Annotated in this window: 3 protein-coding genes; all 3 read right to left on the reverse strand. The window is 71.0% G+C overall.

The genetic code is table 11. The features are described 5' to 3' along the window. Window positions 1-651: lytic transglycosylase domain-containing protein (locus tag F3J15_RS37245; protein ID WP_166897787.1), on the reverse strand; the 651-nt coding region annotated here is incomplete at its 3' end. Continuing rightward, entirely contained in the window at window positions 648-1,322 is a 675-nt protein-coding gene (gene sctR / locus F3J15_RS37250; protein WP_069252125.1) for a type III secretion system export apparatus subunit SctR, read from the reverse strand. The genes F3J15_RS37245 and sctR, both read right to left, overlap by 4 nt. 3 nt (window positions 1,323-1,325) lie before the next feature. Next, a partial coding sequence (gene sctQ, locus F3J15_RS37255) for a type III secretion system cytoplasmic ring protein SctQ (RefSeq protein WP_166897799.1) occupies window positions 1,326-2,002 on the reverse strand: 677 nt, incomplete at its 5' end.

Raw genomic sequence — 2,002 nt, forward strand, 5'->3', positions numbered from 1 at the left:
GGGCGGCGTGGTCGCGGCCGCGTCCATGCGCCGCTGGCGCGCGGGCGGCGGCGTGTCGCTGACGACGGGAATCGGCCCGACGCCGCCTTCGCGCGCGTTGCGTTGCGCGCTGGCGACGACGCGGCTCACGTAGCCGCTCGAGAAGCCGGTCGTGAAGTTGCCGCTGTAGTAGCACGACAGCGCCGCACGCAACGCGGCCTGCGTGGCGCGACCGGTGCCCGACGAGCGCGCGAAGCATTCGGTCAGGATCGCGCCGCCGGCCCGCAGGTTGCGGCACGGTTCGAACATCGTCGCTTCATCGAGCCCGTATTTCGTGAAATTGCGCTCGTTCACCTGCGCAAGGCCGACGCTGTAGCTGAAACCGCGCGCCGCGAGGTCGCGCGCGGTCGCCCGCGCTTCGTCGAGCGATGCGGGCTGGCGCGCCAGATGGCCGCCGACCACGCCGATCGCATACGGATTGAAGCCCGACTCGGTACGCACGAGCGCGGCGAGCGTGTCGGGATCGACGTTCGGCGCGCATGCGCGTGCGAGCGTTGCGAAGCCGGTACCGATGCCTGCGGCCTGCGCGCGGCGCACCGGCAGGCACGAGAGGGCGAGCGCGGCCAGCGCGCACAGGCAGGCGGCGGCGGTTCGCAGGCGGTGCGCGCTCATCCCGCGCCCGCCACCCGGTACGACATCACGAGGCCGTGCACGAGCAGCGACCAGCCGTCGAGCGCGACGAACAGCAGCAGCTTGAACGGCACCGAGATCGTCGTTGGCGAGATCATCTGCATGCCGAGCGCGAGCAGGATGTTCGCGACCAGCAGGTCGACGACGATGAATACGATATAGATCACGAAGCCGATCTGGAACGCCTTCGTCAGCTCGGCGAGCGTGAAGCTCGGCACCAGCACCAGCAGGTCGTCGTCCTTGATGCCGTCCGCGCGGTTCTTCGGCCACACCGAGGTCGCGGTGCGCACGAAGAATTCGCGATCGCGCTGCCGCGTGTGCGACACGAGGAACTCCTTGATCGGCGGCAGCGCGGCATCGGCGAGCGCGCCGACGTCGGCCGTCGACAACTGTCCCGACGCATCGAAGTGGCGCGCCTGCAGCGCGTCGCGGATCGACATCCCGACGGGCGCCATGATGAACAGCGACAGGATCAGCGCGATGCCGTTCAGCACGAGGTTCGGCGGCACCTGCTGGATCCCGAGCGCGGAGCGCAGCAGGCCGAGCACGACCACGAGCTTCGTGTAGCTCGTGACCATCAGCGCCGCGAACGGCGCGATGCCGAGCGCGGCGATCACCGCGATCAGCGCGACCGGATTCGGCAGGTTGCCCATCGTTCAGCGCTCGCGCGGCGCGGGCTGGGTCAGCGTGACGACCCGCACGCCGAGCTTCTGGCCGACCGCGATCAGGTGCCCCGTGCCGATCAGCATCCCGTTCGCGACGAGATGGATCACGCTCTGGTTGATCCCTTGCTGCAGCTCGATCACGGCGCCGGGCTGCAGCGCGCTCAGTTCGCCGAGCGGCATCGACGTGGGCGGCAGCTCGAAGCGCAGGTCGACCGCGAGGCCGTCGAGCGGACGCGGCGCGTCGGCCGGCGGCGCGTCGTGCGTCGTCGCGGACGCGATGTCGGTGCGGGTCGGTTCCAAAGGCATCTCCCTGATTCGTTCGACGGTCAGCCGGTTGCCCGACGGCCGTCCGGTAATCTCCCACGCCGGCGCGGCAGGCAGCCGCGCGACGCACAGCAGGTTCTGCTCGTGCGCTTGCCAGCGCTCGATCGCGATGATGTCGCCGGCGACGACGTCGGCCAGCTCGGCCGTCGTCAGCTCGGTCCGGCCGATCTCGAACACGAGCGGCACGGGCAGGTTTGCGTAGGCCGCGCGCGCGTCGGCGGGGGCGGCCGGCGCAGCCGCGAAGAACACGGCGAGCGCATCCGGCGTGTCGAACAGCAGCGCGCCATGGCAGCGCCAGGCGGCGTCGGCGCGCCGCAGCTCGAAGCGCAGCGCCGCCGGCGACG

The organism is Burkholderia sp. Ap-955, assembly GCF_011753045.1.
GTDB classification, from domain to species: Bacteria; Pseudomonadota; Gammaproteobacteria; order Burkholderiales; family Burkholderiaceae; genus Burkholderia; species Burkholderia lata_D.